Source organism: Occallatibacter savannae, from assembly GCF_003131205.1.
Classification (GTDB): Bacteria; Acidobacteriota; Terriglobia; order Terriglobales; family Acidobacteriaceae; genus Telmatobacter; species Telmatobacter savannae.
Genome location: NZ_QFFY01000001.1, coordinates 875245 through 899527, shown reverse-complemented (window position 1 = coordinate 899527; position 24283 = coordinate 875245). Strand labels below are relative to the sequence as shown.

The 24283-nt window shown below is 60.8% G+C and carries 23 protein-coding genes; 10 read left to right on the top strand and 13 right to left on the bottom strand.

The features are described from left to right. Positions 1–131 precede the first annotated feature (131 nt). On the bottom strand, positions 132–1637 hold the full coding sequence (gene ftcD, locus DHV10_RS03975) for a glutamate formimidoyltransferase (protein WP_109484990.1): 1506 nt from the start codon (positions 1635–1637) through the stop codon (positions 132–134). Between the two features lie 253 nt (positions 1638–1890). Between ftcD and hutU the strand changes: the two genes are divergently transcribed. From hutU to DHV10_RS03960, 3 genes are read left to right on the top strand one after another with little or no spacing between them, the layout of a single operon-like run. Next, positions 1891–3549: a urocanate hydratase gene (hutU, locus tag DHV10_RS03970; RefSeq protein ID WP_109484989.1), complete on the top strand. Its 1659-nt coding sequence runs from the start codon at positions 1891–1893 to the stop codon at positions 3547–3549. A 24-nt stretch (positions 3550–3573) separates the two neighbouring features. After that, entirely contained in the window at positions 3574–4029 is a 456-nt protein-coding gene (locus DHV10_RS03965) for a hypothetical protein (protein ID WP_109484988.1), read from the top strand. Between the two features lie 25 nt (positions 4030–4054). After that, positions 4055–5362, top strand: a complete 1308-nt coding sequence (locus DHV10_RS03960; protein WP_204101317.1) for an imidazolonepropionase — start codon at positions 4055–4057, stop codon at positions 5360–5362. A 12-nt stretch (positions 5363–5374) separates the two neighbouring features. On the opposite strand, the gene DHV10_RS03955 is transcribed toward DHV10_RS03960, so the two are convergent. Next, the gene (locus DHV10_RS03955; RefSeq protein WP_109484986.1) at positions 5375–6784 is read right to left on the bottom strand and encodes an APC family permease; all 1410 of its coding nucleotides are present in this window, start codon (positions 6782–6784) and stop codon (positions 5375–5377) included. 82 nt (positions 6785–6866) lie between these two features. On the opposite strand from DHV10_RS03955, the gene DHV10_RS03950 reads away from it, so the two are divergent. Next, positions 6867–8420 carry a carboxylesterase/lipase family protein gene (locus tag DHV10_RS03950; RefSeq protein WP_109484985.1) on the top strand — a complete coding sequence of 518 codons (1554 nt, stop codon included), beginning with the start codon at positions 6867–6869 and terminating at the stop codon, positions 8418–8420. Positions 8421–8838: 418 nt separating this feature from the next. Here DHV10_RS03950 and DHV10_RS03945 read toward each other — a convergent pair whose 3' ends face one another. Both DHV10_RS03945 and DHV10_RS03940 read right to left on the bottom strand, forming a co-directional pair. Next, complete coding sequence (locus tag DHV10_RS03945; RefSeq protein WP_109484984.1) at positions 8839–9309, bottom strand: DUF1772 domain-containing protein; 471 nt, start codon at positions 9307–9309, stop codon at positions 8839–8841. Between the two features lie 31 nt (positions 9310–9340). Next, complete coding sequence (locus tag DHV10_RS03940; protein WP_109484983.1) at positions 9341–9721, bottom strand: DUF4267 domain-containing protein; 381 nt, start codon at positions 9719–9721, stop codon at positions 9341–9343. Between the two features lie 91 nt (positions 9722–9812). On the opposite strand from DHV10_RS03940, the gene DHV10_RS03935 reads away from it, so the two are divergent. Together DHV10_RS03935 and DHV10_RS03930 are read left to right on the top strand one after the other, a co-directional pair. Next, on the top strand, positions 9813–10421 hold the full coding sequence (locus DHV10_RS03935) for a TetR/AcrR family transcriptional regulator (RefSeq protein ID WP_239461275.1): 609 nt from the start codon (positions 9813–9815) through the stop codon (positions 10419–10421). A gap of 64 nt (positions 10422–10485) precedes the next feature. Further along, the gene (locus tag DHV10_RS03930; RefSeq protein ID WP_109484981.1) at positions 10486–11697 is read left to right on the top strand and encodes an acyloxyacyl hydrolase; all 1212 of its coding nucleotides are present in this window, start codon (positions 10486–10488) and stop codon (positions 11695–11697) included. An 89-nt stretch (positions 11698–11786) separates the two neighbouring features. On the opposite strand, the gene DHV10_RS03925 is transcribed toward DHV10_RS03930, so the two are convergent. The 8 genes from DHV10_RS03925 to DHV10_RS03875 all read right to left on the bottom strand — a co-directional run bounded on the left by DHV10_RS03925 (position 11787) and on the right by DHV10_RS03875 (position 19730). Further along, on the bottom strand, positions 11787–12464 hold the full coding sequence (locus tag DHV10_RS03925) for a Rossmann-fold NAD(P)-binding domain-containing protein (protein ID WP_109484980.1): 678 nt from the start codon (positions 12462–12464) through the stop codon (positions 11787–11789). A gap of 71 nt (positions 12465–12535) precedes the next feature. Then, complete coding sequence (locus tag DHV10_RS03920; protein WP_109484979.1) at positions 12536–14155, bottom strand: phytoene desaturase family protein; 1620 nt, start codon at positions 14153–14155, stop codon at positions 12536–12538. A 72-nt stretch (positions 14156–14227) separates the two neighbouring features. Continuing rightward, complete coding sequence (locus tag DHV10_RS03915; RefSeq protein ID WP_109484978.1) at positions 14228–14719, bottom strand: TadE/TadG family type IV pilus assembly protein; 492 nt, start codon at positions 14717–14719, stop codon at positions 14228–14230. Continuing rightward, on the bottom strand, positions 14719–15210 hold the full coding sequence (locus tag DHV10_RS03910) for a TadE/TadG family type IV pilus assembly protein (RefSeq protein ID WP_109484977.1): 492 nt from the start codon (positions 15208–15210) through the stop codon (positions 14719–14721). The genes DHV10_RS03915 and DHV10_RS03910 overlap by 1 nt, the downstream gene beginning before the upstream one ends. Before the next feature lie 20 nt (positions 15211–15230). Then, on the bottom strand, positions 15231–16595 hold the full coding sequence (locus DHV10_RS03905; protein WP_109484976.1) for a pilus assembly protein TadG-related protein: 1365 nt from the start codon (positions 16593–16595) through the stop codon (positions 15231–15233). 221 nt (positions 16596–16816) lie between these two features. Further along, entirely contained in the window at positions 16817–17026 is a 210-nt protein-coding gene (locus tag DHV10_RS03900; RefSeq protein ID WP_109484975.1) for a hypothetical protein, read from the bottom strand. A gap of 135 nt (positions 17027–17161) precedes the next feature. Then, on the bottom strand, positions 17162–17821 hold the full coding sequence (locus DHV10_RS03895; RefSeq protein ID WP_109484974.1) for a hypothetical protein: 660 nt from the start codon (positions 17819–17821) through the stop codon (positions 17162–17164). 1471 nt (positions 17822–19292) lie between these two features. Continuing rightward, positions 19293–19730, bottom strand: coding sequence for a hypothetical protein (locus DHV10_RS03875; protein WP_109484970.1), 438 nt, complete (start codon positions 19728–19730; stop codon positions 19293–19295). Between the two features lie 387 nt (positions 19731–20117). Here DHV10_RS03875 and DHV10_RS03870 point away from each other — a divergent pair, with 387 nt between their 5' ends. Next, positions 20118–21164 (top strand): hypothetical protein, encoded by a 1047-nt coding sequence (locus DHV10_RS03870; protein ID WP_109484969.1) that lies wholly within the window; start codon positions 20118–20120, stop codon positions 21162–21164. Between the two features lie 7 nt (positions 21165–21171). Here DHV10_RS03870 and DHV10_RS03865 read toward each other — a convergent pair whose 3' ends face one another. Then, positions 21172–21771 (bottom strand): hypothetical protein, encoded by a 600-nt coding sequence (locus DHV10_RS03865; RefSeq protein ID WP_109484968.1) that lies wholly within the window; start codon positions 21769–21771, stop codon positions 21172–21174. A gap of 317 nt (positions 21772–22088) precedes the next feature. On the opposite strand from DHV10_RS03865, the gene DHV10_RS03860 reads away from it, so the two are divergent. The 3 genes from DHV10_RS03860 (at position 22089) to DHV10_RS03850 (ending at position 24168) form a co-directional block, all read left to right on the top strand. After that, the gene (locus DHV10_RS03860) at positions 22089–22316 is read left to right on the top strand and encodes a hypothetical protein (protein WP_026447189.1); all 228 of its coding nucleotides are present in this window, start codon (positions 22089–22091) and stop codon (positions 22314–22316) included. Positions 22317–22415: 99 nt separating this feature from the next. After that, complete coding sequence (ribB, locus tag DHV10_RS03855; protein ID WP_420818734.1) at positions 22416–23717, top strand: 3,4-dihydroxy-2-butanone-4-phosphate synthase; 1302 nt, start codon at positions 22416–22418, stop codon at positions 23715–23717. Positions 23718–23769: 52 nt separating this feature from the next. After that, the gene (locus DHV10_RS03850; protein ID WP_109484967.1) at positions 23770–24168 is read left to right on the top strand and encodes an MGMT family protein; all 399 of its coding nucleotides are present in this window, start codon (positions 23770–23772) and stop codon (positions 24166–24168) included. Positions 24169–24283 lie beyond the last annotated feature (115 nt).

Sequence of the window (24283 nt, the reverse complement as noted above, 5' to 3'; positions counted from 1 at the left end):
GAAGGGTGTGCGGGATTAGATCACACGGGTTTCTGATTGTTGTGGTGGAGGTGTTCTTTGCGTCCCACCCTAAATTGGTCTGACGACCAATTTAGAATGGGGCACCCGTCACCCGATCGAAGTCGAACTTCTTATGATCTCAGGGTTGCAGCTTTGGCGCGCGTTTCGGCGATGAAGGAATCGTCGTCGGCGGAGATGCCGGTCTTCATGGAGTCGAGATTGATGTCGACGTTGGAGAGAGCCCCGGTGAGGGCAGCCCTGGCGAGTGCAATACCGGTGATGAGATCGGAAGCCATATTGGGGTTCGTGATGGGCTTGAGGGAGTCGGCGATCTTCATGATCTCTGAGGAGTGTTGCGCTACTCCGAGGGGGACACTGATGGCTCCGCGCAGAGCGGCGTTGACGCCAATGCCGCCGTCATCGGCTTCTCGGGCGGCACGGTACGCTTTCATGACGACATTGTAGGATTCTGCGTCAGCGTCGATGGCGGATTTCAATTCCTCGCGGATCGTGGCAAGGCGAGCGATCGCTGCGCTCAGCCGGGCTTCGTATTGCAGGTAAGCCTTCTTGCCGCGAGACATGGAGGCGACCATATGCGCGAGGCCGGCGGCCATGGCTCCGGCTGCCGCTGAGGCGCTGCCTCCGCCGGGAGTTGCGGTGGGGGCGGCGAGCTGCTCAATGAAAGGGGCGACTCCCGCAGCAAGGCCGGCGCTGGGGCCGCCGGGGGCCATCTTGCCGGACATGACGGCGGAAAGGCGGTTCTCGAGGATGAGAGAGGAGTCGAAGTTTTCGACCTGGAGGAACCACTCGGCGGCGTGCTCGAGGGCGGCTTTGGGGATGAGGCCGACGATCTCGCTGGAGACAGGCATGACGCCATAACGCGCGGCTTCGCGCTTGACGAGTTCGAAGACGCGGTGGATGGGCGTTTGCTCGAAGTCGGTGAGGTTCATGGAGACCTGGGCCATGCCACGGACGAGGAATCCTGCGCCTTTGACGAAGCGCATGCCGCCGGAGGAGAAGCGGACGGCTTTCGCGATCTTCTTTGCGACGTCGACGTCAGTGGTGTTGAGAAAAACGTTGTAAGCGATCAGGAATTTGCGCGCGCCGACGACGGTGGCGCCGGCTGTGGGGTGAACGCGCGGTTCGCCGAAGTCGGGGCGGCGGGCGGGGTTGGTGGCGATTTCGGCACGGATGCCTTCGAACTGACCGCGGCGGATGTTTTCGAGATTCTGGCGCTCGGGTGCGGAGGCGGCAGCCTCGTAGAGGTAGACGGGGATTTCGAAGCGCTTCCATATTTCGGCGCCTACGTGCTTTGCCAGGGCGACGCAGTCCGCGAGGGTGACGCCTTCGATGGGAATGAAGGGGACGACATCTGCTGCGCCCATGCGAGGGTGCGCGCCCTGATGCTGGGTGAGGTCGATGAGTTCTGCGGCTTTGCCGACGCCGCGAATGGCGGCTTCCTGGATGGCCTCGCGGTCGCCGACGAGGGTGATGACGCAGCGGTTGTGGTCGGCGTCCATTTCGCGGTCGAGCAGATACACGCCGGGGACTCTCATGGCTTCGACGATGGCGTCGACCTTTGCTTTGTCGCGGCCTTCAGAGAAATTGGGAACGCACTCTACCAATGTGTTTGGCACGAGGAGAGGATAAATCAGCGGGCGAGTGCAGATGTTTCGGGATTGTTCACAAGCTGTATCCAGCTGGTCCTTGAGGGCGATCTCTGGGCGGTCACTCTCTTAGCGAGTCAGCTGGCGCTGCGCGCCCGATAGCAAGTCAGCGGGTGAGCGGTTTGATTGAGCAAAAGGCATTTCAGGTGAGGAGAGCTGCGAATCGGACCTGCGCTCGGCAGCGGTTGTATTCTCTACTTTGGAAATCGAGCAGGAGCTCACTATGACTACCGCAACCTCTCCCACGATTCACGCACCGCGCGGAACACAACTTCGCTGCAAAGGCTGGCAGCAGGAGGCGGCGCTGCGCTGCCTGATGAACAATCTTGACCCTGAGGTGGCGGAGCGGCCATCTGACCTGGTGGTGTATGGCGGGATCGGGCGTGCGGCCCGGAACTGGGAGTGCTATCACGCGATTGTTCGAGAGCTGGAGCGGCTGGGGCCGGAGGATACGCTGCTGGTGCAGTCGGGGAAGCCGGTCGCCGTGTTTCCGACACACGAGATGGCTCCGCGCGTGATCATCGCGAATTCGAACCTGGTGGGGAAGTGGGCGACGTGGGATCACTTTCACGAGCTCGACCGCAAGGGCCTGATGATGTATGGGCAGATGACGGCGGGGTCGTGGATCTATATCGGGACTCAGGGAATTCTGCAGGGGACGTTCCAGACGTTTGCGGCGCTGGCGGAGAGACACTTTGGTGGCAGCCTGAAACACAAGCTGGTTGTGACGGGCGGCATGGGCGGCATGGGCGGAGCGCAGCCGCTCTCGGTGACGATGAACGACGGCGTGGTGCTGGTGATCGAAGTGGACCGGTACCGGATCGATCGGCGGCTGGAGACGCGCTACTGCGACACGATCAGCGAGGATCTCGATGAGGCGCTGAAGCTGTGCGACGCGGCAAGACGCGAGGGACGGGCGCTTTCGGTGGGGCTGGTGGGCAACTGCGCGGAGGTGCTACCGGAGATTGCGCGGCGCGGGGTGCAGGTTGATGTGGTGACGGACCAGACGAGCGCGCACGATCCGCTGAATGGGTATGTGCCGCAGGGGATGTCGCTGGCAGAGGCGGCGGAGTTGAGGAGGCGCGATCCGGAAGAGTACGTGCGTCGGTCGACTGCCAGCATGGTGACGCATGTGGATGCGATGCTCGCTCTGCAGCGGGCCGGGGCGGTGGTATTCGACTATGGCAATAACATCCGGCGATTCGCGTTCGACGCGGGCTGTGCGGATGCGTTCCTGATTCCAGGGTTTGTGCCGGAGTACATTCGCCCGCTGTTCTGCACGGGTGCGGGGCCGTTCCGCTGGGTCGCCTTGTCGGGAGATCCAAAGGACATCGATGTCACGGATGACCTGGCGCTGGAGCTATTTCCGGATAACGAGATTCTGAAGCGGTGGATGAAGCTGGCGCGCGGCAGGTTTGCGTTTCAAGGGTTGCCGGCGCGCATTTGCTGGTTGGGTTACGGGGAGCGCGCGCTGATGGGCGAGGCGATGAATGACCTGGTGAAGCGCGGAATCATTTCGGCTCCGGTAGCGATCGGGCGGGATCATCTGGATACGGGTTCGGTGGCTAGCCCTTATCGCGAGACGGAGAAGATGCTGGACGGGTCGGATGCTGTTGCAGACTGGCCGTTGTTGAATTTCGCGCTGAATACGGCTTCGGGCGCGACGTGGGTGAGCTTCCATCATGGGGGCGGAGTCGGGATGGGCTTCTCGCTGCATGCGGGGCAGGTGACGGTGGCGGATGGGACGGAATTGGCTGCGAAGAAGATTGCGCGGGTGCTGAACAATGATCCTGGAATTGGGGTGGCGCGCCATGCGGATGCGGGGTATGGGCTAGCGCAGGATACGGCGCGGGAGAAGGGGATTCGCATTCCGATGGCGTAAAGTTAGTGCGGAGGCGGTCGCAGCTTGATCTTCTGGATGATTGTGATTGGCATTCTTGCAGCCGGTGCAGGCGTGGTGGCGTTAACGCAGCGAGCCGAGTCGCAAGAAGACGTGAATATTGCCAACACTGCAGAATGGCTTGAGACGGAAGGGACAATTCAGAGCGCTGCGATCGAAAGACTTGATAAGAACGTCTGGTACCCCGGGTTCGCGTTCTCTTACGTAGTGGATGGCGAATACTACTCCGGGAAATTCTTCCTGAAGGCCGACGATGCTCGATCTGAGGACCTGATCAGGAATCTGATTCACAACAAGCTCTCCATTCAGTACAACCCCGACGATCCGGGAGAGTGGTACATCGCCGAGAACACAATCGGGTCTTGCGAGATTATTCAGAAACTGAATTCCAATTACCCATCTGACAACGGGCTTTACAGGGATGAAGGAGACGCACCGGTCGATCTTCACCTCAATGGTTGAATCCAGCACTAAATCAGAGACTGTCATGAAAACTGCGATCGTCAACATTGGGCAGCTCGTAACGCTTGCTGGGACGGCGCGGCCGCGCGTTGGGAAAGCACTTAGTGCTTTCGGGATTATTGAGGACGCAGCTCTATTGGTTGACGAGGGCCGAATCGTTGCTTCGGGGCGTTGTGCGGATCTGAAGGCGAGCATTCCGGATCGTGCGGAGATCGTGGATGCGCAGGGACGGTGCGTCACGCCGGGGTTTGTGGATGCGCATACGCACCTTGTCTTCGCGGGGAATCGGGCGGCGGAATTTGAACAGCGGATTGCGGGGGTGACGTACCAGGAGATTGCAGCGGCGGGCGGGGGGATTCTGCGAACGGTTGCGCTGACACGCGCGGGGAGTGAGCAAGAACTCCTGCTTGCGTCGAGGCGGCATCGGGACTGGATGCTGCGCGGTGGGACGACGACGCTGGAGGCGAAGTCGGGATACGGGCTGGATCGGGAGACGGAGCTGAAGATGCTCCGTGTGATCCGACGGCTGAATGAGGAAGGGCCAGTGCGGATTGTGCCGACGCTGCTGGCTGCACATACAGTGCCACCGGAGTTTCGAGAGAGCGGACCAGCAGTTATGGCTTCCCAGGTCTCAGAATTGAGACCTGGGGCACCCGAGTATCGTGGGCGAGCGGAGTATGTGCGGTTCGTTTGCGAGGAGCTGATTCCCGAAGTTGCGGCAGAGAGGCTTGCGACGTATTGCGATGCGTTCTGCGACGATCATGCGTTTACGGTTGAGGAGACGCGGACTGTGCTGAGCGCAGCGAAACGGCATGGATTGAAGCTGAGGATTCATGCGGAGCAGTTCCGGTCGGGGACGGGTGCGGATCTGGCGGCGGAACTGGGCGGGGCAACGGCGGATCATCTGGAGACGGCGACGGAGGAGACGCTGGAGCGGCTGAGAGCGGCGGGCGTGCAGCCGGTTCTTTTGCCGGGGTCGGTGTTTGCGCTGGGTCGCAGAGAATATCCGCCGGCGCGGAAGATGGTGGAGGCGGGGCTGGCGATTGTGATTGCGACGGACTTCAACCCGGGGTCTTCGCCGGTGCCTTCGATGCCGTTCATCATGTCACTGGCTTGCGTGAAGATGAGGTTGTCACCTGCGGAGGCGCTGACGGCTGCGACGATCAATGCGGCGCACAGCCTGGGGCTTGGTGGCGAGGTGGGATCGCTGGAACCGGACAAGCAGGCTGATTTCCTGATTCACGAGTTTACGGATTATCGCGAGCTTGCGTATTTCATTGCAGCTCCGGCGCGACCGCGGGTCTTCATCGCCGGACGAGAAGTCAGCAGCTAATTCGGAGTTCCGCTACACGACGGCCGCGGAGCGGCGGGAGCGGCGGCGTTCGGCGGTGAAGATGGCGATTCCCAGACCCAGTTGGATGAGTGTGGCGCCGATGACTTTCGCGACAGCGAGAGCCTTGTTGGGCTGATCGGCTCCGGGAAAGAGCGAGAGGACGATGGTTGCGCTGGTGGCCGTGAAGCCGATGAGGGCGAGCGCGATGGCGACGGGCTTCTTGCCGGGGACGCGGCGAATGTTGGGGCCTGCGGGTTCGCGCTGCAGCTTGATCATCGATGCAAAGAGCAGCAGGTAGGGGATGAAGTAGCAGACCACAGCCATGCTGACGAGGACGTCGTAGGCTCCGCGGACCGTGGTTCCGGCCTGACCGAGAATTGCGACGAAGATGCTGGCTGCTCCGTAGACCGCGATGGCAACCCAGGGCGTGCGATAGCGCGGATGAATGGAGCCGAAGACGGGCGGCAGGTAATGATCGATGCCGGCGACAAAGGGAAGGCGCGAGGTGGAGGAGAGATTGGCGGCTGTCGATCCAACGGTGTTGACGCCGACGAGCAGTGCGGTTGGGACCAGGACCCAGCCGAGGCCGAGGCGATCGCTGAGCGCGTGCACTCCATTGACGAATCCCTGCAGGCCGCTGACGGACTCGCTGGGCAGCGCGACGAGGAGAGCAGCGGTTCCGCCGATGTAGCCGGCGGTGACGACGATGCCGCCGACGAGAATTGCCCAGGGGATTGTCTTGCGGGGATTCTGGATCTCGTCGCCCATGGCGCTGCCGGCTTCGACTCCGCCGAATGCGAAGAAGACTCCGGACCAGAAGACGGCGTTGTCGAAGGAGAGATGCGGAGTAAGACTGGCCGCAGTGAACTGGGTCGCGGAGCCGAACTTGTGCCAGGAGACTACGGCCATCATGATGAGCAGCGTGAGGGGAACGAGGCTGCCGATGGAGCAGATGTTGTTGAGCCACTTGCCGGAGTCGACTCCGCGGACATTGAGGACGACGGTGACGGTGAGCCAGAAGGCGGCGAAGGCCATGAAGTAGAGGGGACTGCTGCTGAGGCGGTCTGCGCGGCTGCCGAAGGGGATGAGCACCGAGGCTGCGCCGAAGTAGAGCACGCTGGCGAAGAACGGCAGATTGCTCATCCAGTACATCCATGCGGCGATGAAGGCGGTGAAGTCGCCGAAGGCGCGGCGCGTCCAGATGTAGATTCCGCCTTCTTCGGGATGGCGGGAGGACAGCTCCATGACTGAGGCGGAGAGCGGAATGAAGAAGCAGAAGAGGGCGGCGAGCCAGATGACGAGGATGCTGGGACCTGCTGCGGCGGCGGTCGAGGTCCAGCGCACGTTGAGCGCAACGACCACGTAGAAGAGCGCGAGGTCGCGAAAGCGGATGCCGCGCTTCAATGCCGGATTGGCAGCCATGTGGGTGGGAGAATAGCAGAGCCGCGTGGAGCGTACCAACCGAAAACGCAGATGTATTCTTGCGGAGGTGCGAGGGACAGGTATGAAACGCAAGGCTATTGGCTTCGTCTTTCTTGTTTTGTCGGCGGCTGCGATTGCGCAGTCGCCTGTGGTGAAGACACACTCCGGCGCGATCTCTGGAGTTGCGACCAAGGATGGTGGAGTTGTGAGCTTCAAGGGGATTCCGTTCGCGGCGGCTCCAGTTGGGCAGCTGCGATGGAAGGCGCCGAAGCCGGTGAGCGCGTGGAAGGAGACGCTGAAGGCGGATCACTTTGGCGCTTCGTGCATGCAGGGGCCGAACAGCGAGCTGCTGCCGTGGACGAAGGAGTTCATGTATGTGACTCCAGTGAGCGAGGACTGCCTGTTTCTGAATGTGTGGACACCGAAGGCCTCTGCTGCGGCAAAGCTGCCGGTGCTTGTGTACATCCACGGAGGAGCTTTCACGAGCGGATCGGGCGATGTTCCGGTCTACGATGGCGAGGCTCTGGCGCGAACGGGCATGGTGATTGTGACGATCAATTACCGGCTTGGCGTGCTTGGGTTCCTTGCGCATCCGGCCTTGACCGCTGAGTCGGAGCATCACAGCTCGGGAAATTATGGCTTGCTCGATCAGATTGAGGCGCTGCGGTGGGTGAAGGAGAACATCGGCGCGTTTGGCGGAGATGCGGCTCGTGTGACGATCGTGGGGCAGTCGGCCGGCGCGATGAGCGTGGCAGATCTGCTGGCTTCGCCGCTGGCCAAGGGGCTGTTCAGCGGAGCAATTGCGGACAGCGGAATCGGCGGGCGCGGCGTGCCGATGCAGACGCTGGATGAAGCGGAGAAATCAGGCGAGGCGTTCGCAAGCGCGAAGAAAGCAGCTTCGATCGAGGCGCTGCGGGCCTTGCCTGCGAGCGAATTTGCAAAGCCGGGCGGGCGATTTGCGCCAATCGTCGATGGGTGGGTTGTGCCGGAGAATGCGATCGCTGCGACGGAGCAGAAGGGCAGCGGAAGCGATGTTCCGGTGATTACGGGATTCCAGGCGAACGATGCGGCGCTGGGCGGTGGGCGAACGAATGCTGCGGAGCAGTTTCAGAACCGCGCGAAGCAGGCCTATGGACCGATGGCCGAGGAGTTTCTGAAGCTGTATCCGGCGGCGTCGGATGAAGAGGCAAAGCAGTCCGGAGTTGCGAGCGGACGCGACCGTCTGAAGGCTGGAATGTATCTGTGGGCGAGCAAGCGCGCGGAGACGCACAAATCGCCGGTGTACATTTACTACTTCGATCGCGCGGTGCCGTGGCCGGCGCATCCGGAGTATGGAGCGTTTCACTCCGGCGAATTGCCGTATACGTTTGGAAATCTGGCGATCTTCGATCGGCCGTGGGAGCCGGTGGATCGAACGATCTCGAAGATGATGATGACGTACTGGAAGGACTTCTCGTCGTCGGGCGATCCGAATGGTGCGAGTGTTCCGCGCTGGCCTGTGGTTGAACCGGGCAAACCGGTGGTGATGCGACTGGGAGCGGAGAGCGGACCGATGCCGGTGATGGATGCGGCGAAGCTTGACTTCTGGAAGCGGTACTTCGAGTCGCCGGAAAGCAAGAATGCGGGGCCGTTCTAGAGGCCGGTTCGTGCGGTTGCCGAGAGGAGTCGTTTCAGGTCTCGGCGGAAATGCACCCATAAGGTTGCATTTCATTGAGCCTGGTACCCCCGCCCCCTCCCCATATACCCAAGAAAGAAATATCGTGTTTTCTTCAACTTGCAGCGATGGGCCGTCCGCAAGTGTATCTCAGGATTGAACTTAGCCGCAAGTGTGTCCTGGCGAACGACTTAGCCGGATACTAGTCTCCCTGGGCCGGCTGTGGATGTGAATGACGCGTTGTTCTCGAGCTTTTCTCTCCGATGTTCAACTTGGCCGTCTGCCCAAAGAGTGTGTGCACCCTGGAGCGAGAGGTTCTAAGTCTCATTATGAACTTTTCGAAGAAATAGACTGCAAAGCTGCCGGAGATTTTTCGTGGAAATGTGCGCGCCGGTAACGGTCAGAACGCGGACGCGATCAGGAGAGCAAAGCACTGGGCCAGAAGTGAGACGGTGAGGAGTGGAACGCGAAGGAGCAGCGAGCGATCCCAGGAGGCCTGGAGTTCTCTTGCGTTGGGAAGCGTTTCGCCGTTTTTCGCCGCACGTGTCTGGATCTGGTTGATGGGCTTGGAGAGGCGGAGGTAGCCGATGGTGAAACCAATCAGCATGAGGAGCGATGCGAAGTAGAACCAGCGCTGCTGATGCCCGGTGAGGATGGCGAGCAGCAGGTTGAGGAGCATCGCAGATATGGCCCAGAAGGGCATGCGCGTGTCGGCGATCAGGTGGAGGAACCCCATCACCTCAGTTGAAGCCGAGGCGGAAGCGAGCTTGAGAGCGGGACGGCCGATGGTGAGGAAGAACATGTCGGTGCCAAATACCACGGCCGTGCACAGAATCGCGATGGGAGAAAACAGAACGATGAGGTGGTTCATTGCGTGCTCTCTTTCGGGGTAGGGTTGCGGGTCAGATTGCGTGGATCAGGAGAAGCCCGGCGGCGAGCATGATGGCGCACGTAACGCCATGGACGGAGAAGGCCGTGGCCCTGCGTCCGCCGGACAAGAGGATGTTGGACATGTCGCCGAAGGGGATGAGGGCGAAGACGAGTAGCACGATCCCCACGTTGCGGCTGTCGGCGGCCAGCATGAGGGTGAGAACGACGAGGCCCGAGGCGATGTCGCGAATGCCTTTAAGCCGGAGCCAGGCGAGGGTGTCGCGGTCAGAGGCGGGAGGCTTGAGGCCAAACCCTGCCAGGATGCGCTGGGGTGCCGCAATGTAGAAGGCGCCGATGATGATGATGCCTACAGAAACCAGAACGGCGGCGATGAGTGGAACTGTGCTGTGCATGACGTTCTCCTCTGGTAGAAAAGCTAGCAACGCTAGATGAGATGGATCGGAATGGAGGGAGGATTCAGCAATCCTGTGGAAAAACCTAGCAATGCTAGAATATGTAGCTATGGTCAGAGAAGAGGCAGGGGATCGGATTGCCAGGCGCAAGGCGCGGGACCGGGAGGCGCGGCGCGAACGGATTGTAGGGGCAGCGCGGCGGATTGCAGAGCATGAGGGTTGGGCGAGCGTCACGGTGCGGCGGCTCTCTGACGAGATCGCATACAGCCAGCCCGTTCTCTACAGTCATTTTGAAAGCCGCGAGGGAATTCTTGCGGCGGTTGCACTCGAGGGGTTTCGCGAGCTCGGTCCGGCTCTGGAGAAGGCGCGGTCGAGCGGCAGCCGGGGAAAGGCCATCGAGCGAGTTGCCGGAGCGTATCTCAAATTCGCCGAGTCGTCGCCGGCTCTCTACGAAGTGATGTTCACGCTGGGGTTGACTGTGCCCTTTGGGGATGCGGCGACGCCGGTGGAGCTGCGGTCTGCGTTCTCGAAGCTGGTGCAGTTGTTTGAAGGCAGGAAGGCAAAGCCCGAGATTGTCGCGGAGCTGTTCTGGGCTAGCCTGCACGGGATCGCAGAGCTGACGAGGACGAGGCGGTTTCCGCCGGCCTGGCAGAAGGAGCGACTGCGGGTGCTGGTGGCGCTGTTTACCCGTTTGCAGTGACGGGGAAGGCTACTCTGGAAACCCCCGCGCGGGATGGTCGCATCTCACTATTTTTGCCAACGAGATGCGACATTTCTGTTTACTGTTTCTGACGCTTTTGCTCCTTGATCCCGCGATCTACGCTGCCGACTCCCAGAGGCAGCCTCCACCGTTCCAGATCTATGCCGGATATTCGCGGCTCTCCAATTCGTTCAATGGATTTCCGGGTCAGCATAAGCCGCTGAACGGCATGTACGCAGGCGTAGCGTTTCCGGAGTGGCGCCACCTGCGCATCAAGGTGGACTACTCGCTCTACAAGGGAACCAACCAGGGCGATCCGCAGAATGCGTTCTTCATCATGGCGGGCGGGCAGTACGGAGGCACGTGGCATCGCGAGCGCTTTTTCGTGGAGGCGCTGGCGGGCGAAGGCGCGGTGAACGGCACGTGGCGCAGCACTGCGAACACGAACTACAAGAACGGAAATACCGGCACGATCGCGTCGTTTGCGGAGTTCCTGGGCGGAGGCGTCGATACGCCGATCGGCTCTCACACGGCGTTCCGAATCGAGGGCGGCGTACAGCACAGCAACTTCGACGCGCTGACTCCGCTGCCGCAATCGCTTCCGTACCATCCGGCGGGCTTGCCGGATTACTTCGGGCGCATTTCAGCGGGCGTGGTGTGGACGCCGCGACTGGGGCCGGAGATCGTGGCTAATTCGCAACCAGCAATTCACCATCCGGTTGAGTCGGAGGTTGCGGTGGAGAGCTTGAACTCGGTGGGCCATATCCATCTGTTCTCCGACGAGTGGTTCAGCTACTTGAACGCGGGGGCAGTGGAGTACGACCGGCACTCGTGGGGCAGGGTGCTTGGGGCTGACGTGGACTACGCCGGCGAGGTGCTACCGGTGATCATTCTGCGGGAGCCGAGCGTGACGGATGTCTACGGGGATCGGCTGGCGCCGGGTAGAAAGACGGTTTACGGAATTGGGATTCTGCCGATTGGGGCGCGCGTGATGTGGTTCAGCCACGGACACGTGAAGCCGTTCTACGACATTAAGGCGGGGATGACGGGGTATACGAAGAAGGTGTTTTCGAAGTATGCGTCGTACCAGGATTTCGCGCTGGACCAGGATGCGGGCGTTCAGTTTCGTTTGAGTGAGCGGGTCGATCTGCGGACTGCGTTCGGATTTTTGCATCAGTCGAATGGGTTTGTGGTGCCGAGCAATCCGGGGCTGGACGAGATGAACTGGAGCGCGGGGCTCAGTTATCATCTGGGGCGGCCGGTTGCGGTGCAGTGAGTGGGATGAGTGGATGGGGTTGGTGAGCGTCGTTGAAAGTGGTGGATCGTCGAAGGGTTCTGGTCGCGCCTTCGGGGCTGTTCTGATGGCTAGCGTCTGAGTTCGGCGGCGAGGCTTTTCATGGCGGCGTTTTCGAGGATGACTTCGCCGCGTTCGCTGCTGTGGATGGCGACTTCGGCGGCGATGGAGCGGCCGAGAATCTGCTGGTCGATGTTGCCGAATTTGCCGGGGATGAGGGAGCCGAACCATCCGGCGTATGCAGGCGTGTGCGCATTGCCGACGATGATGCCGGGGCGAAAGATGGCGAGGCGCGGGAAACCGATGGCGCGCACGGTGTCTTCTTTCATGCCCATGACGCGGACGTATTTGAAACGGCTGCGGGCGGTGCTGCCGACGGCGGAGAGCAGGCAGAAGTGGGCGATGCCGGCGCTGCGGCAACCGCGCGCGAACGCGCCGACGACGCCGAGTTCGAGGCGCTTGAGTTCTTCTTCGGTCCAGCGCATGGATCCGGAACCAACGCCGACGCAGCTGATGGCGCTGGCCGGGCCCTGTCCGAGAACTTCGCGGGCGAGGGTGATGGTGCGATCGGCGAAGTCGGAGCCGGCGGTGTCGAGAACGATGTTGCGGATGCGCGGTTGAGGTGCGACGGGCTTGCGGGTGATCATGATGACTTCGCGGCAGGCGGGGATGGCGAGGAGTTCGGTGACGGTGGCGCTGCCGACCTGACCGGTACCACCAAGGATGATTGCGGCGAAGTTGTTGGTCATGAGATGAAGTCCTCTTTGTATCCCACCCTAAATCGGTCTCACGACCGATTTAGAATGGGGCACCCAAATCTTCAGTCGGTATTCAGGTCTTTGAGGACGGCCATGGCGGCGTTGCGGCCGTTGATGCCGATGACGGAGCCGCCGGGGTGGGTGCAGGCTCCGCAGAGGTAGACGCCTTGCATGGGGGTGCGGGCGGTGAGGCGCTTGTCCCACATGTAGGCGGGGAGGCACTCGCCCTGGAAAATGTGTCCGCCGGTGAGGCCGACTTTCTGCTCGATGTCAGGGGGCCCAAGAACCTGAGCGTCGAGGACGGCGGAGTCGGTGAAGCCGTCGCCGATGTTGCTCGCGAAGCGGGCGAGAGACTTCATGGCGAGAGCGCGAACCTCGTCGCGGCGCTGGTCCCAATTGCCGTTCGCGAAGGTGTAGGGGACGTATTGCGCGAAGACGCTCATGGTGTGCTCGCCGTGGGGGACGACGGTGGAGTCGTGGACGCTCTGGAAATAGAGTTCGCACCAGAGGTGGTCGGGGAGTTCGCCGCGGCGGGCTGCGGCGTAGCCGGCTTTCCACTCGTGTTTGGTAAGGGGCGTGTTGATCTGGCCGTAGTGGTGGGCTTCGTTGGTGCCGGGATGCGCGGTGAAGTTGGGGAGCTCGCGGAGGTGGACGTTGAGCTTGACGGTGCAGCCTTGAATAGGAATATCGAGAACGCGCTGCTTCCACGCGGTGTCGGCGGCAGTGCCGAGCATCGTGAGAGTGCGGCGCGGGTCGGCGTTGGAGATGATGATGGGAGCGGAGATGCGATCGCCGCTGTCGAGCAGAATGCCTTCGCCGGGGATGATTTGCGCGACGGGGACTCCGGAGACGATGGTGGCGCCGGCTTCGCGCGCGGCGTCGCAGAAGTAGAAGGAGACCATGCCCATACCGCCTTTGACGTAGCCCCACATACCGGGCATTCCGCCGAGGCGACCGGAGGAGTGGTGAAAGCGGATGGATGCGGTGCCGGGGTCGAAGGGGCTGGCGTTGGTTCCGATGACGCCTTGGCCGAGCATCGCGATCTGAAGGCGTTCGTCGCGAAGGTAGTGCTCGACCATCTCGGCCATGGACCAGTCGAAGAGGACGGCGCGGGCTTCGGTGTCGTTGCCGAGGCGGGCTTCGATCTCGTCGCGGGTGGGGGCGTCGCCGACCCACAGATCGCGCTGGGTGGAATTGGTGGCGGCGGGGCGGAGGGTGTCGCGCAGACGGCGGATGACGGCGCACATGGCGTTCCAGCCATCGACGTCGGTGGGAGAGAGCTTGCGAACGGCTTCGGCGCAGCGGTCGTCGTCGTCCCACAGTTGGATGGAGGAGCCGTCGAGGAAGGGAACGAAGAGGCCGTTAACGGCGGGGGTCCACTGGAAGCCGCGACGAGGGAGGTCGAGTTCTTCGACGACGAGCGGATGAAGCAGGCCGGCGAGATAGGCGCAGGGAGACATGCGCACGCTGGGAAATGGCTCTTCGATGGTGCATGCACCGCCGATGCGCTGGCGGCTTTCGATGACGAGGACGCGTTTACCGGCGCGGGCGAGGTAGGCGGCGCAGGCGAGGCCGTTGTGGCCGGCGCCGACGATGATCGCGTCCCAGCGTTTCGCGGCGAGGTCGCGGATGGGAACAGGAAGGCCGATTTCGCCGAGGACCGCGGCTGTGGGGGACTCCATGGAAGCTACGGTAACACTGCGGGGACGGCGCTATGGTAATGGGTGTGTGGAGAGAGTTTGTGTAGCCGGGGTTTACTGCCAAATGACCATCGCCGAGGTGCTGGAGACGGTGAGGGCGTTGCGGGAGACAAAGGGCACGCTGGCGAACTGGAAGGAGGCTGTTGTTTTAACGATGTTGCCGCCCTTGGCGTTGGAGGTGTTCTGTACGCAATTGGTGACGCCGTCGGGATTGCAGAACCAGACCTGCACGGTCATGGCGCCGCCGCCGGGCAGGCCGGATGCGAAGCTCTGGACCTGGGCGAGCGTGGTGGGGCAGGCGGTGATGGTGGGGTTGGAACAGGTGGTGCCGCGCACGCTGGCCCAGCGGCAGGTTTCACGCGCGACCTGCGCGGTGGAGTTGTACATGAAGAAGACGAGGCATAGCTCGATGACACCGATGAGGAAGGAAAACAGGACGGCCGATCCGATGGCGAACTCGACGATGCCTGCGCCGAATTGATCGTGAAGAGAGAGCGATGAGATCGGGCGGAGGATGAATTTCCGGATCCAGTCGTGAGCCACCATCAGTTCACCATGACCATGGTTGCGGTGCGCGTGAGCGTCAGAGAGGGAGGGAGGCCGGGAGCGTTCACGATGGATCGAACGGTGGCTTGCGCGGTGATCTGGACGTAGGGCTGGACGCCGGCAAGGCAGCTTGGAATGGAGTTGCCGGCGACCGGGGCAGAGCCGGTGCAGCCTGTAGCCATGGTGACGGAGAGCTGGGTGCCGGCTTTCAACATGTTCTGGAGTTCGGGAGCGTCGTTCTGGACGGCGGCTGCAACCTGCGCCTGCGTGGGAAGGGCAGTGTTGGAGTTCGCCATGTAGAACTGCACGGCGTAGCTTGCTCCGGCTGCGGCGGCGTTGGAGAGTTCGATTCCCTGATAGACCATGAAGGCGCTCTCGGTGGTGCCGAGCAGCAAGACCGGTCCCAAGGTGCCGAGGAGCAGCGCTGTTTCGACGAGCGAGCTTCCGCGTTCGCCGCGGTGTTTTCTCGTTCGCGCTGAAGATCGTTTCATGGTGCACCGCCTCAGGCTGGTCATTGCGTGAGTGAGACGCCGCCGTTGGAGGGAGAGCCTCCGCCGGCGGGGATGTAGGAGTCAGTGAAGCTGCTGCCGCCGATGACGCGCACGGTGGCGGCAATGATGTTGGCGCTGAGCGATTGAGTGCTGGTGCCGTTGCCGAGGAGCAGATTGGTATTGGGTGCGTAGAACGTGCCGGTGACCTGGGAGTTGGAGCCCCCGCCGAATTCGAAGGTATCGGGCGAGGAGGCGGAGGCACCGTCATAGATGACCACGCCTTTAATGCCCTGGGAGATGGTGGCGGGATTGGCGGGAGCGGAGAGGTTCAGGGTTGTGTTGTTCTGAATGCCGCAGTTGCAACTGCCGCCGTAGCTGTACCCGACGAGCGATGAACCGGGAGCGAAGTAGAGTGTCACTCCGTTTCCGTTGATGGTGGTGCCGCCGCCGGAGTTGAAGGTGCCGGTGAAGATGTAGAGGCCGGGGTTCATGGTGAGAGTGGCGACGTTGGAGAGATCGAAGTTGTTGTAGGTGCCGGGATTGATGGTGAAGGAGCGGCCGCCGGCGTTGGGAGGGTTCCAGGGAAGGGAGCCGGCTCCGATGGTCGAGCCCGGCGTGATGACGGGCATGGTGCCGGCGTAGGGATCGACGCACGCTGCGGTGGTTTGTGTAGCGGGCGCGGCGGTGTTGGTCGGGTTCGCGATGCGGCCACCCTGGCTTGAGCAGGTGTCGCCGCTGCCATAGACGCCGCACGCGCCGCCCTGGCTGTCGAGGGAGAGGGTCAGGATCTTGCCGCTCTGCGAAGCGTACACACCAACGCCGCCCGCGCCGTTGCTGTTGCCGCAGACGCCGCATTTTGGGGCGCTGATCTGGCTGTTGCCGTTGACAATGATGTCGGCCTGCATCACGGGATACATGCTGGGATCGGTGGTGCCGGTTTTGCTGAGCGCGGTGATGCAGCTTTGGTTCGAAGCGATACGGTAGGAGGCTTGCGCCGATGCGGTGATGCCGAGTTGAGAGAATCGGGAGTTGATGAGGCCCATGAAGATGGTGGGCACATTTTTTGTAACCGTGACGTCGACGTAGACGGTGCTGCCCGTGCCGGCGATGTTGTCGGTTGCAGTGACGGCCGCTTGTCCGACGCCGCTGCCGAGGGTGTAGCCATTCTGCCTAACGGCTGTTTGTGCGGAGGTCAGCGCGCCGGCTCCAAGGCTCTCTCCTGCTGCTGCGGCGAGCGCGGCATTGTCGGCGGCCAACTGAAGCTGCCGCTTCTGCTGGTAGAGGAGGCCGACATCGACACCCAGTCCGATGAAGCCGACGAGGGCGAGCAGACAGAGAGCGACGAGGACGATGCTCTGACCCGATTCGTCGTTCAGGAACTTCATGCGCGGCTCCGCTAATGCTGCATAGGAGTGTCCTGTGCCGGCGCGTCGTTCGTGTGTTGGTGAGCGAACGCAAAGCCTGGGTTCCGGCACAGGGCTCCTGCCTAGATATCGGCAGAGGGGGCGGAAAGTTCAGGGTTTTTGATCGCAGGCGGTGGGAGTTAGGCAGCTGGAGTTGCGGCCCTTTCAAAACCGGGCGGCTCCGAAGAGGCGTCACCAGCCCTTCACGCCGGCCGATTTCCCAGAGCAAAGCCAATTGCGCAGAGCAGCAATCCCGAGAGGATGCCGATCGCCTCACCGGCCCAGAAATCGAGATGCATGACGTTTCTGAGGAAGCGGTCCCCAAGTAGAAAGACAAGGACACCGATCACCATCAGAGCTTTGGCGAGGAACTGAATCGCGGCGACGCGAGCTGATTGTGGGGATTCATTCACGAGAGATGATTCATTGTCACATCACCAAGGGCTTGGTTCGCGTATCTTCGGAACTCCGGACTGGCGATCATTTTGCCTTATTCGATGAGCACTTGGCCTCGTGCGATACCTGTGAGAGCAACGTTGCATGGGCAGCTAGCCGAGGTAGCGCCACGCAGGGATGAGGACGGCGGTCTCCGCCACGAGGAGTAAGGGCATGGCGTAGCGATAGACGATGTGGACACTTCGATCTTTCAAGACGTCGTGAGCGATACCGGTGATGATGAGCAGGTCTGTCCCTGCATAGAAGAAGTGTCCTGGAAGGTACGTGCCCGGGAATCGGGCGAAAGCTGCGTTGCTAAGGATGGCCGTGCCGATGAGCAGGAGACGCCTGTGAAAGGCCGGGCGCTTTCTCCACAGAAGGGCGAGAGCGACGGAGATACCGAAGGCCACCATGCTGAGCAGGCCAATCCTCTCGAGGGGCAGAGGCACGGACTTGTGGAAGGTTGCCCACAATCCCGTTCCTACGACCAGAACGGCGTCGCCGGCGCCAAACCACCCAAGCAATCGATGGACGCGGAGGTTTCGCCATCGCACGAGAGCGGATTGCACAACCATGAAAAGCATCCAGCCATAAAAGACAGCGCCGTGAAGACTGAGCAGGAGCATGTCATGAGGGGGGCGCTGCGAATGCAGAAGGCCGGGACCGATGGTGCGGCTGAAGCCGTACGTAACCAGCACGAGCATGAGCAGCGAAATCGCGAGATAGAACGTGCGGGGGGCGGCCAGCGCGCGAGGAGGGCGGACATCGAGCATCGTGCGCTCCACTCAGGGCTTTATTGGGGGTGCTGGGTCGATGATAATCGATGCGAATAGGGGATTTCGAAAGCCGAGACCGGAACTGCGCTGCTGGTTTTCGATGAAAACTTGAAAGGTCCGTATAGTGGTGTTCGGGAACTATAACTTCCACTCGAATTGTTCGCTGCATGACCTGGCATTTCAATAGCGTTGTTTTTCTCGCGATGGGAGTGTTTGCACTCGCAATGGGTGTCTTCTGTAAGGAGTTCTATACCGGAACGATTGCAAGGCAGTCGAAGCGGCGGATACAGACGTGGTTCGGTCGATTGTGGTTCCTTGGCCTTGCTGCGTGGGTGTTGTATATGGCTGCGGCATCTTGGAAATAGCTGTGCTCCGGTTAAGCCTGCGATGGGCAAGTGGTCAGCAAGACAAAAGGAATTCCGTATAACGAGGTCATTCGCCCGAAGTGAGGCGAGAACAAACGAACCGGGTCAGTGAAATAAGGTAAGAACCAGAAAAAGCAGAACTGCATTCAGTGCGAGGAAGAGAGACGCGAAGAAGCGCCATTTCGGTTTTGACTGAGCGAGATAAACAAGCAGGGCTCCGATCAGAAAGGAGGCACCGAGGGCGAGGTTCTTCCACTCAGGCGAGTTCGGAGCAAAAACTGGACCCCAAAGCATTCGCATTCCCCAACGCACAGACGAGGGCTGCATTCTAATATCATGTTCTCATGGGTTGATAGAATCGGCGCGCCTCGAGCGCTCAAACCCTCCGTATGCGCGGTCATTCGCCCGGACGCTCACACTCAAACAGGCAAACCGTATCGCTCCGCGTATTCGGATCGAAGAGTGTTTTGGTACCAAGAGTTGAACGTGTCAAATCGCTGCGCTTCTGGCGACGCACTGGTGGTGGAGATTGCTTTGCTACTCCGAGTGAGCGGTCGGCAATCCGCGAGTAATCTCCGAATTCGCGTGGCCAGACACATCAGTTTTTGTGTCCGGCCCTGTGGGGGCCAGGCTGAGTCATCGTAGTTTGCGGGCAGTTCCTTTTCGTCGCCGGAATCCGTTCATGAACACCTTCAGTCCACCCAGTACGAATAGAAGTGCGATCAGGACTGAAACAAATACGCACGCGGGAGACTTGCGGTCGGGCGACATCTCTCGAACTGATTCGATCAGGACTGCGCCGCCGAGCATAAAAAACACGCCAAATATACAAGCGCCAATTCGCTGCACGACTGGTGCGTCAGGAGACCCTTTCCAGAGGAATTCGTCTACACTCCGGCCATTCACCATAGTGTCCGGCCAGATTGTGTTTCTCTGCTTCTCCTTGATCTCTTCAATTGCTCGGTGCTGAGGTTCTGAATTGCTGTTCATGCTGCTGCAACCGCCGTTGAGAATGCACGAAAGTGTAAAGCACCCACTTGGAAAGCACCCTGTTTTGGACTGATCCTATGGTCGGCAATTCAGAGTGACCGATGATTGCCAGGTCATCTGCCGAACAGTCGCTGGAAGAGGCTACGTCGCGGCGACTCGCTGTGGCGTGATTGGAGCTTCTCCTGCAGATGTTCGGGCAGGATCACTCGGCTCGCTTGCGGATCAAACAGCACGAGGCCATGTTTGTACGCGAGAGACCCGACCTCCTGAGCTACATCTGTGGCTTTCGACCACACGCATGACATGACGACAGCTCCACCGGAATGGTTCAGCGCACAAGACCACGGACAGAAGTCAAATTCACCGACCCTGTCTTCTGGGATCGTGTCGATCTCTGGCCACTTCTGGATCAGTTCCTGATAAAAAGCTTCGACATTTGCGCTCTCTCCTTCGAGAAAGGGCCAATCCTCGCAGAGTCGGTCATAGATTTCTAACGCTTGCGCGTCTGTCATCGCTTCTTCGCTATTCCACACGGCCAGATCGAAGCTCATTTGGGGAGGATTCTACATCGTTCAACTCCACGCGTTTTCTCCGTCGCGCTAGTTTTCGGAAGTTTGGCCGGATGCGATGCGGAAGCTGTTTCCGTACAGACGGCGACGCGGGAGTGGATACCGATGAGTCAGATTCATCACAGAGGCTTGTGCATTGCATCACCGCAGTGGCAAAGAAATGAGCAGATAAGAGACGCGGGCTTTCCTGCCTCCCTCAAAGAGCACTGTCCAACTGGCTTGCACCCCCGGAGGCAAGAAGCAGGATCTTGTTTGGACCTTTCGGTGTGCTGTCCCGCTTGAATCTGCCGACGGCCGAGTGACCTACCACCGCTCCATTCCCTTCAATCGCCCGGCAACCGAAAGGGAAATGCATAAGGGGAGGATGTCATGAAACGACTCGGCGCACTCACGTGCGTTGCAGCAATTTCGCTTGCTGCGCTCGCGATTCAAGGTCAACCTTCTGCAAAGCGAAACCAATTCACCGTATTTGACCCTCCGGGTTCGACGAACACTCTGCCCAAGAGCATCAACCCAATGGGGGAGATCACCGGTGAATACACGGATGCTGACAATGTGCGGCATGGCTTTCTGCGCGCTCCGGATGGCACGATCACCACGTTTGACCCTCCCGGATCGATTTCAACCACACCGATGAGCATCAACCCGGCGGGCGCGATCACGGGGTACTGCTATATCGCCGACAGTGGGTCGCGCAACTTTCTGCGCGATCGCGACGGCGCGTTCACGATATTTACGCCCAACCGGTATAGTCCCCTTACCGCTGCCTTGAGCATTAATCCGGCGGGCGCGATTGCGGGAGTATGGAGGGACTACTCTGCTGACATGATGCATGGCTTCCTGCGCGCTCACGACGGCACGATCACCACGTTTTTTCCGCCGGAGTTCTGGGTCGTCTATTCCTTTCCTGATGCCATGAGCATTAATCCGGCAGGCGTGATCACCGGAGGGTATGAGGTGTTCGATACAAATATCCATTGGTTTGTTGGACACGGCTTTGTGCGCGCGGCCGATGGTGCATTCACTACGTTTGATCCTCCGGGATCGATTTACACAGTGCCCTGGAGTGTCAACCCGGCAGGGGCGATCGCCGGACAGTATGTCACCGAGGGTTACAGGGGGCACGGCTTTCTACGCGCGCCCGATGGCAACCTCACAACGTTTGATCCTCCGGGATCGATCTTTACCTCAGCCCGAGCCATCAATCCGAGCGGCACGATCGTTGGAAGCTACAGCGATGCCGGCTATGTGACGCACGGTTTCCTGCGCGCTGAGAGTGGGGCGTTCATTACGTTTGATCCTCCGGGGTCGACATACAATGAGCCGGTTGCCATCAACCCGAGGGGTGAAGTTACGGGTAGCTACAAGGACGCCGAAGGGGTGTCTCACGGCTACGTGTGGAGACCGCGATTCTGATTGGCTGCTACTTGACGCTGATGTCGCCGTCTACGTCGACGACGAGGGAGTCGCCCTGGATCTGCATGGAGTGGACCTTGAGGCGCTCGAGACTGACCTGGTAGCCGGAGGAGGCGGTGGAGCCCTCGAGGGCTTTGCGGAGGAGGTCGGCGGCGTCGACCTTCATGCTGGAAGGAACCTGGCGGCTGAGGAACGGGGTGAGGAGGAAGTTGAGCTCGCGCTGATCGCTGACGCGGAGGAGTTGAGCGTCGCGAAAGCCGATGGACTCGCCTTCGCCGTACGGAGCCATGGAGACTTCGGCGAGAGGCGAAAGGGAGATGCCGATGCAGGCTCCGCCGACGGATTTGCCCATGCGGGCACGGGTCTTGACTTTGACGACGATGCGGTCCTGGACGAAGGCGACACGGGCGTCGTCGGCGTAGACGGAGCAGGCGGAGCGAGGGGTGCCTTTGAGATAGAAGCGGCCGTTGGGCCCAGTGAAGAGCTGCTGCTTTAGAGTGCGCTCGAGGGCGTCGCGGCCGATGCGCAGCTCGGCGGCTGGGGCGGGCGAGGCTCCGGCGGCAAGCAGGGCAAAGCTGCAGAGGGCAACCGGCCAGATTTTCTTCATACCTTTATAGTGCCATCAAAAAGCGAGAACCGCCATTTGGTAGAGTGGGGAAGTGGCAGAAAGGACACATGTTAGAACAACTTGTCAGATCGTAACCGGGGGCAAGTCATTCATTATGTGTTACCTGGGTCCGGTATTTCCTCAGGCTTTTCCACTCTGAAAACGCTTAACTTTTTGGGCATTTGCTATTGATTTTTATAGCATTTCTACCTAAAATAGAACCCATAGAGTCGCCTTAGGGCTGCCGAGGACCCCCAGCCAGTCGCCCAAGGTAGTTGGAAAGCAATCCCACTCCTTTCTGAGGAACAAAAATACCAATGGCAAAGCGTAGAGGAAATCCGAATTGGGGCAAGCCTGAGCCCATCGGCCCAGTTGTACCCACCGTGACCTCCTTCGAACAGATCGTCAAGGAGTTCAAGTTGACCCCGGATCAGTACATCCGGTCCACCCGTCTTCGTGAGTGGGCCCGCCGGAACAAAAACTCCAAGTACATTCCTGAGGCACTGCTTGAAGCATGGGGCTTTGAGATCGAGTCTACGTTGTAGATCTCTGGTTCAACCTCTGTCAACGAAACGCCGCCTACGGGCGGCGTTTTCGTTGCGCGAAAGTAACGGTCTTTGCGGCGGCGCTTGCGATAAGCGAGAATGAAAGTTGATCCCATGCCTGAGAGCCAGCGCACCTTCGAGCCGCCCTTTATCGATGTTCCTGGAGCCGTTGCAGAGATCCGCGCGGGCCGCATGGTCGTAGTGGTTGATGACGAGGATCGCGAGAACGAGGGCGACCTGACGCTGGCGGCGGAGTACGTAACGCCGGAGGCGATCAACTTCATGGCGCGGTATGGGCGCGGGCTGATCTGCCTGACGCTGACGGAGGAGCGGGCGGATTACCTGCGGCTGTTTCCGATGACGCAGCAAAACTCGTCGCGCTTTGGGACGGCGTTTACCGAGACCATCGAGGCACGCGAGGGCGTGACGACGGGGATCTCGGCGGCGGACAGGGCGCATACGATCCGGACGGCGATCGATGCGAAGTCGACGGCGGCGGATCTGGCAAGGCCGGGTCATATCTTTCCGCTGCGCGCGCGTCAGGGAGGCGTGCTGGTGAGGGCGGGGCAGACCGAAGCGTCGGTGGACCTGGCGCGGATGGCGGGGCTGAATCCGTCGGGCGTGATCTGCGAGATCATGCGCGATGACGGCGAGATGGCGCGGATCCCGGACCTGATTCCGTTCTGCACCGAGCACAAGCTTCGGATTCTGACGGTGGCGGAGCTGATTCGCTACAGGCTGAGGAACGAGCGGTACATTGTGCGCGCGGGCGAGACGCGGATCCAGACGAAGTACGGCGAGTTCAGGATGATCGCCTACGAGAGTGAAGTGAATGGGGGCGAGAGCCACATTGCGCTGGTGCGCGGAGATCTGTGCCCGAGCTGTCCGGCGTGTACCGAGGGCTCGGCGAATGTGCCGGGGGACCCGCGCTCGAACCGGCCGCCGTGTTCTCATGCGGTGTTGGTGCGGGTGCATACGCGCTGCACGGCGGGCGACGTGTTTGCGGCGGACTGCCGTTGCCGCGAGATGCTGGACCAGTCGATGCGGATGATTGCGGAAGAGGGCTGCGGAGCGATTCTGTATCTGCACAACACTTCGCGGGGATTCGAGATTGAGAAGGAGCCCGCGGGGGGATCGGCGTTTGAGATTGCGGGCGCGGCGGCGGTTCCGGCGAACCGGCTGATTTTGCATCAGGAGCTGCGGACGCGCGAGGGTTCACAGGCAAGGACCGGGCGCATTCTGCGGGCCATTGGCCTGGGCGGGCAGATTCTGTCGGATCTGGGAATTCAGCGGATTCGGCTGCTGTCGAATACGCCGATGCACATTCCGGCGCTGGAAGGATTCGGGCTGGAGATCGTGGAGCAGGTGCCGGTTCCGGTGGAAGAGTGCTCGCGGGTTTAAGACGGCACTCGAGAACGATTGCGTTCGACTGAGGAACCAGGGCGAGGGATCGATGCGCGATCGCGGAAACAGATTTCTTCCTGCCGATCAGCTTGGGACCCATAAGGCGAAACGAAATTTTCTGCGCGCCTCGATGCGCTCGGACGAGCCGCGCGACATCGCGTTTCAGCGCGTCATCCTATCCATTCCAGCAGGCAAGGTGAGCACTTACGGGCGCGTCGCCGCTGCCGCCGGTTATCCGCGTCTTCATCGAGCTGTGGCGAGGTTATTGAGAACAGATCCGCATCTGTTGCCGTGGCACCGTGTCATCGGTGCCGGTGGGCAGATCAAGCTTCGAGGCGCGGCTGCGCAGGAACAGCGGAGGCTGCTGAGGATGGAGGGTGTTCGCCTTTCCGGCGAGAGAGTGGATATGGACAAGTACGAGCACGCGCTTCGGCCGTGGGAACTCTAGAGAGATTGTTCGCGCTGCTGACTGAACGAGACGTTTGTCCGCTTGTGGGCTTACCAGCAATGCATTGAACAGGCCGCTGTCGCTCCGGGAGGGTTTAGGATTTCGGGGAACGATT